The 7,750-nt window shown below is 66.6% G+C and carries 6 protein-coding genes, 1 tRNA gene and 2 pseudogenes; 3 read left to right on the forward strand and 6 right to left on the reverse strand.

Translation table 11 applies throughout. The features are described 5' to 3' along the window. Window positions 1-268: 268 nt before the first annotated feature. The 4 genes and pseudogenes from ABZ826_RS29010 to ABZ826_RS29025 all read right to left on the reverse strand — a co-directional run. Entirely contained in the window at window positions 269-472 is a 204-nt protein-coding gene (locus ABZ826_RS29010; RefSeq protein WP_361454548.1) for a cold-shock protein, read from the reverse strand. Between the two features lie 759 nt (window positions 473-1,231). Further along, window positions 1,232-2,362 (reverse strand): hypothetical protein, encoded by a 1,131-nt coding sequence (locus ABZ826_RS29015; protein WP_361454551.1) that lies wholly within the window; start codon window positions 2,360-2,362, stop codon window positions 1,232-1,234. A gap of 6 nt (window positions 2,363-2,368) precedes the next feature. After that, window positions 2,369-2,998, reverse strand: coding sequence for a DUF4365 domain-containing protein (locus tag ABZ826_RS29020; protein WP_361454555.1), 630 nt, complete (start codon window positions 2,996-2,998; stop codon window positions 2,369-2,371). A gap of 69 nt (window positions 2,999-3,067) precedes the next feature. Then, window positions 3,068-3,399 (reverse strand): annotated as a pseudogene (locus ABZ826_RS29025) (serine hydrolase); the annotation flags it as partial. A 4-nt stretch (window positions 3,400-3,403) separates the two neighbouring features. On the opposite strand from ABZ826_RS29025, the pseudogene ABZ826_RS29030 reads away from it, so the two are divergent. Further along, a pseudogene (locus ABZ826_RS29030) lies at window positions 3,404-4,481 on the forward strand (site-specific integrase); the annotation flags it as partial. 180 nt (window positions 4,482-4,661) lie between these two features. Here the strand turns inward: ABZ826_RS29030 and ABZ826_RS29035 are convergent. Further along, window positions 4,662-4,735, reverse strand: a tRNA-Gly gene (locus ABZ826_RS29035). A 467-nt stretch (window positions 4,736-5,202) separates the two neighbouring features. Here ABZ826_RS29035 and dcd point away from each other — a divergent pair. After that, window positions 5,203-5,778 carry a dCTP deaminase gene (gene dcd / locus ABZ826_RS29040; protein ID WP_072487843.1) on the forward strand — a complete coding sequence of 192 codons (576 nt, stop codon included), beginning with the start codon at window positions 5,203-5,205 and terminating at the stop codon, window positions 5,776-5,778. A gap of 5 nt (window positions 5,779-5,783) precedes the next feature. Further along, window positions 5,784-6,284, forward strand: coding sequence for a phosphoribosyltransferase (locus ABZ826_RS29045; RefSeq protein ID WP_361454558.1), 501 nt, complete (start codon window positions 5,784-5,786; stop codon window positions 6,282-6,284). A gap of 247 nt (window positions 6,285-6,531) precedes the next feature. Here ABZ826_RS29045 and ABZ826_RS29050 read toward each other — a convergent pair whose 3' ends face one another. Beyond that, window positions 6,532-7,485 carry a Yip1 family protein gene (locus tag ABZ826_RS29050; RefSeq protein ID WP_361454561.1) on the reverse strand — a complete coding sequence of 318 codons (954 nt, stop codon included), beginning with the start codon at window positions 7,483-7,485 and terminating at the stop codon, window positions 6,532-6,534. Window positions 7,486-7,750: the final 265 nt, after the last annotated feature.

The following is a 7,750-nucleotide window of genomic DNA, read 5'->3' on the forward strand; positions in this document are numbered from 1 at the left end:
TTCCTTGATACGGCACGTATCAAGGAATTCCTCAGCGAAAGAGTAGCGCGGGGAATCGCAGGCACGGACCGAATGGTGCGAACGTGGCACGCGGGAAAACCGTGTCGACGTAAGCAAAAATGGGGAATGGTGTTCGGAAGTGAATCCGGTGCATCGCCGGGCGCGGCTCCGAGGGGCGGCGTCCCAAAATAGTGTGCTGCGGAAATGCGTGCAGCTGGGGCCCGCACCCCGAGGGATGCGGGCCCCAGCTACGAAATGCGCGTCAGCGTCAGGCGGAAACGATGTTCTCGGCCGTCGGGCCCTTCTGGCCCTGCGCGATGTCGAAGGCGACCTTCTGGCCTTCCTGCAGTTCACGGAAGCCCTGGGCGGCGATGTTCGAGAAGTGGGCAAACACGTCAGCGCCGCCACCGTCCTGCTCGATGAAGCCAAAACCCTTTTCCGCGTTGAACCACTTCACGGTGCCAGTAGCCATGTCATATCTCCTTTGGGCAGTACACCGGAATCCGTACTTTACGGAAACCGTGTCGCCGCGATGATGCCCCGCCCGGGAAATGACCGGAAATACAAAGCGCTTCCCTGCGGCGTCGAGACCGACCGGAGGCGCTTGGAGTTTTTTTGGGTACCAAAACTGCAACCGAGTCAGACAGTAGCACGCCGTGGTGGCTTGCGTGTGTCAAATATTTCCCCGTGTGCCCTGCGGCAGAAATTCTCCCAGTAAGGGTCGTTAAATTCTATGACCGCCGGCGCAGATATTCATTTACCTTGAGTACAGCGTTTTTCGAAAGCAAGGAGGTCAATCGGTTGCGACGTCTGCAGTCCATCGGAACCGGTGCCTGCGGGCCCGGGGGCCCCGGGGAGCCCTCCCAGCAGCTCGCAGGAGACCCTGTGGCCGCGAGCCCGCCGGCATATCGTCCGGTCAACCGTCCTTCGGGATCGAGCAGCGGTACCGAGCTTCCTCCCGCCGTGGGAACCGGTCGTGAGCTTCCAGGAGCCCCCGGCGATGTCATCGGCCTGTCCTGAGACTCATGGACGCCGTTCGAGGGTCTGGTGGTTGTTGAGTCCGTACGCGGCGCGTTCGGTGCCATTGATCCAGTCTGCGTCAGCAAGCCAGACTGAAGGTCTGAGACCGGTGAAGCGGAATGGCTTCGAGATGGCACTGGCGGGACAACAGCCGGTGCGGGCCATATGGGGCCCTCCGAGCAGCACCCATGAACAGTGCGGCATGACAGCGCTACTGCCCCAGGGACGGATCCGGTCCGAAGTCGGCGACCTGCATCGTGGCAGCGCCTCCGGGCGGGCTGTTGAGCACACCGCGGACACGCACGGGGATGCCGGAGTCATGGCAGCGGACTGCCTCGTGGTAGCCGGCGTCGGGGAGGTCCATCCAGACCGTGCGGCTGCGTCGCTGGATGAGGGCTTGGACACCCACCCTGCCTGTCTCGTCGTCCGGATGCCGGTTCAGGTGGGTGACCAAGCCGAAGATCACGTTCTCGCGGCTGTAGACACTCGTCTTGAGCTGATCGGACACCCGTTCCACGATCGCGATGGCATCGTGGTTGAACTCGACTTCACGTGGCGTGCCGGGCGGCGCTGCCGCCACGCGGGACCAGTTGAAGGTGACCTCCAGCCGGTCAACCGCGTCGCTGTTCACGACCTTTGACAGAGCTTGGCACAGCTCGTACGAGACGCCTTCCCCGATGGAATCCGTGATCTCACTGGGAGTGGGTGCCCGCTCGGCACCAGCCATTTCCTCCAGCACGCCCAGGGCGCGTGACATGGTCGCGGTGACCCGTCGGTCGAAGAGCGTCTCTTCGACCTCGATGTCGATCTGGTTCTGTCCCCGCTCGTACACGTCCAGCGGCGACCGCGCCTGGCTGATGATGGGCACGATGTACGAGCCCTTGCGGGTCTGTCCGAGGCGGACGTCGCGTGCCTGTTCCCGGGCGCGGGTGGGGAAGTTGCGAAAGTGTCCCTGGCGGCGGATGGTGGCCGCTGCTGAGGCCACGCGGAGCCGCTTGGCGGACTGGAACAACTCGAATCCGGCGTCCAGGGGAATCGAACCGTCGTGAATGGTGGGGTGGGAGGCCCTGAGGTCCGTGACGTCGTGGAACACGGATGCGATGGCGTCCTGCACGGTCCGTGTGTCTTCGGCGCTGACACGCGCCAGGTCTTCGACCAGAATGCGTGCGCGCTTGCCGAAGTCCGGAGCCCCCGGCTTCATGGGGACGAGCACGACTTCCTCGGCCGGCCCCGGCAGGCGCCAGAGTTCGGCCACGTCGCTGCCGGACACGGTGGACCAGCCGGTGACCTTGAGATAGCTCCGGATCTCGTCGGGCCCGAAGGAAAGTGTGTCGGTAGCCATGTCAGTTCACCCCGCGCTGCCGGACAGGAGAATGCTGCGTGCCATGTCGAACATGCCGCGCATGGACTTCACTGAGAGTTGTTGCTCCTCCGGGAGACTGATCGCGGTCGTGGCACGGCTGGCTACCGAGTCGCGGCCGTGTAAGCAGGCCCAATATCCGTGGCAGGCGAGCACGACGGAATCGGAGTGCTGGGTGACCCAGAGTTCGAGGTTGGGCGGCACCACCAAGAGCAACAGGTGCCCAGGTGCCGAGCGTTCCGTGCTGCGCAGCTTGTCGTAGGTCTCGACATCCAGGTCGAAGCTGTACCCGCCTCGGATGACTCGCGGTTTCTGGGTGCACTTGAGCTGAAAGTCGACCATCAGGCCTCGATCCCGGAGCGTGACGTCCACACCGTCTTTGCCGACGTTCCACTCGCCCACGGTGAAACCGCCTTGGGAAGCGAGTGCGTGCACGTACGCGCGGCTGATCTGTTCCTTCTGCCAGCTTGTCGCCTCGCCTGCCACGCGCCCTCCCCCTCGCCGCTTGATCGCGAGAATAGGCGCGGGCGAAGCATGTGGGAACAGGGCCTCAACGTCCAGATCGTCAGCAGGAGTCGGCGACGCTTCTTTTGCGCCACGCGTGTCCAGCAGGGCCACGAGGCCTCGTCCTTGAAGCCGTTTTACGGTCAATGACATCGGCGTTCTGCTCTGGGCCGCACGGCAAGGTCAGGCAAATGACTCCTGGCGAAAGGCGTTACGGACATCGGTCAGCGGTTGGCGGTCGCGGGTGTAGTAGAGCTTGTTGGTCAGCAGTGCCGCCCACCGGTCCTGGGTGGGGGAGATCCACATGCCGGTGCCGGTGAAGCCGTAGTGGACCCAGACGTCCTGCTCGTCGGTCGCGCCGGGTGCCAGAACAGGCCGCGTTCCGGCCGGAGGCCGCCGGTCTGCACGGTGAGGGAGTGGGCGCTCCACTCGGCGCCGAAGCCGGCCTCGGTGGGGACGGTGGTGTGGTCGAGCATGTGGCGCAGGAAGACGGCCAGGTCGTCGAGGACGGTGAAGGTGCGCGAAGCCGAGCTGCTCCTCGCCCAGGTTCAGGCCGTCCAGTCGCGCGGCGACTGGATCGACCCGACCGCCGGCGAGGTGCTGTTCGCCGCGTACGCCACGCGCTGGATCGACGAGCGTGGGGTCGCAGCCACCACCGAGGAGCTGTACCGGCGACTGCTCCGCCTTCACCTGGAGCCGATCGGCGGCGACCAACACGTCAACGCGATCAGCCCCGCGGAGGTCAGGACCTGGCGCGCGGAGCGGCGGAAGGCGACCGGCGCCACCACGACGGCCAAGTCTTAACCACCTGCTGAAAGCCATCATGCAGACGGCGGTCGAGGACGACCTGATCCGCCGGAACCCTTGCTTCATCCGAGGGGCGGGCCGCGAAGACGCGGACGAACGGCCCGTGGCCACCGTCGAGCAGGTCTACGCCCTCGCCGAGGCCATCGGAATCCGCTGGCGGCTGATGGTCCTGCTCGGCGCCTTCGCCTCCAATGCGCCCGGAGGAACTGGCCGAGCTGCGCCGGTCGGCCATCGACCTCGCCACCGGCTCCGTACGGGTCCGGCGTGCCGCGCCGGAGCTGAACCCCGGCCGCCGGGTAATCGGCGACCCCAAGTCCCGTGCGGGCAAACGGGAGATCATGCTGTCTGGCTTCATCCTCCTCGATGTCCGCCGACACCTGGAGTGGTTCGCCCAGGACGGTCCCGACGGTCTGGTCTTCGTGGGAGAGAAGGGGGCGGCCCTCCGAGGCACCACCTTCGGCCGGAAGCGGCGCAGGCCCGCGACGCGGTCGGCATGCCGAAGGAGTTCCGCTTCTACGACCTCCGGCACACCGGCAACACCCTGGCCGCCGACACCGGAGCCAGGCTGAAGGACCTCATGGTCCGCGCCGGCCAGTCCTCCGAGCGGGCCCAGCTCATCTACCAGCACTCCACCATGGCCCACCAGCGCAAGCTCGCCGACGACATCGACGCCGACGTCCGCCGTCGGCGTGCGGCGACTGGCCGGAGCCCGGAGAGCGGCACGGCTGCCACCGTTCACCAGCTCCCGCCCCCGTTCCGGGCGTCGCCGGAAAACGCACAAAGGAGGTGACGCGGATCACCCGATGCGCGTCCCGGTATTCGAGACCGCGCAATGTCGCCTGGTCGCGGGCCGCGCGCCGGAACCCAATCTGACGTCTTGTGGCAGCGCGTGTGGCATGCGAAGGGCACGCGAGACCGGAGTGGTCTAGACAACAAACAAGGCCCTGATCTCCGACCAGGGCCTTCGTCATGGAGCGGGTGACGAGAATCGAACTCGCGCTCTGAGCTTGGGAAGCTCATGTTCTACCATTAAACTACACCCGCGAAGCGCATCGATTGATTCGCTGCGTATCGCCACACACTGTACCCCATGCCAGGTCCCCGGCGTTCGAGCCGTGGGGCCTTCTTGTTGTGGGGGAGGGTGGATGCGGGTGCTGTGGGCGGGAGTTGGGGGCGTAGCGTGGGTGGTCGGAGTGCCGCCTGGAGTGGCGTCCTGTTCATCCCCTAATGTGGCTTTCTCGTCCAAGGCTTGTTGGGGAAGGGACTTGATGGACTTCATGGAGCGCACCGTCGTCCGCTGTGCCGAAGGGCACGTTTTCGCTACCGCTTCGTTCCCGATGCAGCAGCTCGGGTCCGGGCGGATCGGTCCCGGGCGGCTCATTCGCTGTCCTCGTTGTGCGCGGCTGCGGCATGCCGTGCCCGTGGTGTTCGAGGAGCGGTAGCGGCGGTGTCAGGCGCGCGGAGCGGTCCCGGATTGGGGCGGGCCCGCGCGTTCTGCGTATCCTCGGGGCGTGCTTCTCTCAGACAAGGACATCCGGGCCGAGATCGACGCCGGACGTGTTCGTATTGATCCGTTCGACGCGTCGATGGTGCAGCCCTCCAGCATCGATGTGCGGCTCGACCGCTACTTCCGGGTGTTCGAGAACCACCGCTATCCACACATTGACCCAGCCGTCGAGCAGGCCGATCTGACGCGCATGGTCGAGCCGGACGGGGACGAGGCGTTCATTCTGCACCCCGGTGAGTTCGTGCTCGCTTCGACGTACGAGGTCATTTCGCTTCCCGACGATCTCGCGTCGCGGCTGGAAGGGAAGAGCTCGCTGGGCCGGCTCGGTCTGGTGACGCATTCGACCGCCGGGTTCATCGACCCCGGTTTCTCCGGGCACGTGACCCTGGAGCTGTCGAATCTCGCGACGCTGCCGATAAAGCTGTGGCCGGGCATGAAGATCGGGCAGCTGTGCATGTTCCGGCTGAGCTCGCCTTCGGAGTTCCCGTACGGCTCCGAGCGGTACGGATCGCGTTATCAGGGCCAGCGTGGGCCGACCGCGTCGCGGTCGTTCATGAATTTCCACAGGACGCAGGTGTGAGCCCGATGAGCGATGAGGTGCGGGAGAATCTGACGTACGACGGCTTCGGCCATGCCGTGCGTGAGCTGGCGCAGGCCGTGGCCGACGACGGGTTCGAGCCCGATGTCGTGCTGAGCATCGCGCGGGGCGGGGTGTTCGTCGCGGGCGGGCTCGCTTACGCCCTGGACTGCAAGAACATTCATCTGGTGAATGTGGAGTTCTACACCGGCGTGGGCACCACCCTCGAAATGCCGGTCATGCTGGCGCCGGTGCCGAACGCCATCGACTTCTCGGACAAGAAGGTCCTGATCGCCGACGATGTCGCCGATACCGGGAAGACGCTGAAGCTGGTACGCGATTTCTGCATCGATCATGTTGCGGAGGTGCGCAGTGCGGTCATCTACGAGAAGTCGCATTCGCTCGTGAAGTGCGAGTACGTGTGGAAGAAGACCGATCGCTGGATCAATTTCCCGTGGAGCGTGGAGAAGCCCGTCGTGCGACGCAGCGGGCAGGTTCTTGACGCCTGACGCGCGAAGCCCGGCGCGTGCGCCGTGCCCGATGGGCCGTGGCCCGATGGTGGGGTGTGCGTGATGCCTCTCGGGCCCGGTGCGGGACGGTGTTCACCGTAAGGACGGACGGATGGACGGATGGACGGAAAAACCCCCGGGGCTTGTGCGCCGGGGGTTTGGTTTTCCGTCCGTCCGTGTTCTTCTCGTCCGTTCTTCTTGTCCGCTCTTCTTGTCCGCGGATTCCTCTCGTCCGCGGGCGGGACCGTCAGATCGTGCCCAGCTTGATGATCGACAGAAGCGCGATCAGCTGGATCGCGGAGGCGCCCAGCGCCTTCGGCCACGGCAGGTCGTGCGATTTGCTCACCATCGAGGTGAAGAGCGCGGCCGAGGCCAGCCAGGTGATCCAGCCGAGGATCTGGACCAGGGAGTTCTCGCCGCCGAGGAAGAGGGCGAATATCAGGCGGGGCGCGTCCGTGATCGACATGATCAGCATGGAGAGGCCCACGGTCGGCTGCCAGGAGCCGTCGCCCCCGAGCTGGCGGGCGAGGGTGTGCGTGACCGCGCCGAGGACCAGGCCGCCGATGACGAAGCCGATGCCCGTGATGACGACGTAGGGGACCGCGGTGGAGATCGTCGCGTGGATCGCGTCGTCCCGGGCCTGGTCGAAGCCGAACAGGGCGAGCAGGCCGTACAGGAACGTGACGATGAGCGCCGGGCCCCAGACCGGGTAGTCACGCATCTGCCAGAACGTCGGTCCAGGGCGCAGCACGATGCCGGTGAGCAGGTCCTTCCACGGCAGTCGCGGGCCCGCGGGCTGGGCGGGGGCCTGGCCGGCGCGGTAGGTGTTGGCGTCGCCGTACGGGTCCTCACCGATGCTGAAGGCCTGGGTGTGGCCGGGGGAGTTGGCGTACGGGTCGCCCTGCTGGGGCGACCCGTGGGGGTGGTGGGGCTGTTGGTACGGGTCGCCGAAGTACTCCGGCTCTCCGTGGCCGCCACCGTTGTAGCCGTTGCCGTTGCCGTTCCCGTGGCCGCCGTTGTGGCCGCCGTGGTGCCCACCGTTGTTGTACGGGGGCGGGGCGCCGTTGCCTCCCGTCGGTGGCCAGGGCTGCTGCCCGTACGGCGGTGGTGCCTGTGTGCCGTACGGCTGCTGCCGCGGTTGCTGTTGCCCTTGCTGCGGGGTGCGGTTGTCCCGGCCGCGTCCGATCCTGAATCCAGCCACTCATCGAACGTACCTGGTCCGCGTGGGTGTGGTGAGAGGGCCTGGAGAACCTGCCCGCCATTGCGGCCGAGCTGTGACATCCCCTAGGGGAACCCCCGGGGGCTGCCCGACGTGCGCCGTACGCAAGACAGAAGCGGGGGGGGGGGGGCCCGCGGGGGGGGGGGGGGCGGCGGGGGGGCCCCCCCCCCGCGCTGAGAAAACCCGGCCGCGGCCGGGGGGGGCGCCCGGGACGGGACGCGGGCGGGGGCGGCGGGGGGGGTAGGGG

This window comes from Streptomyces sp. NPDC047515, from assembly GCF_040643055.1.
GTDB lineage: Bacteria > Actinomycetota > Actinomycetes > Streptomycetales > Streptomycetaceae > Streptomyces.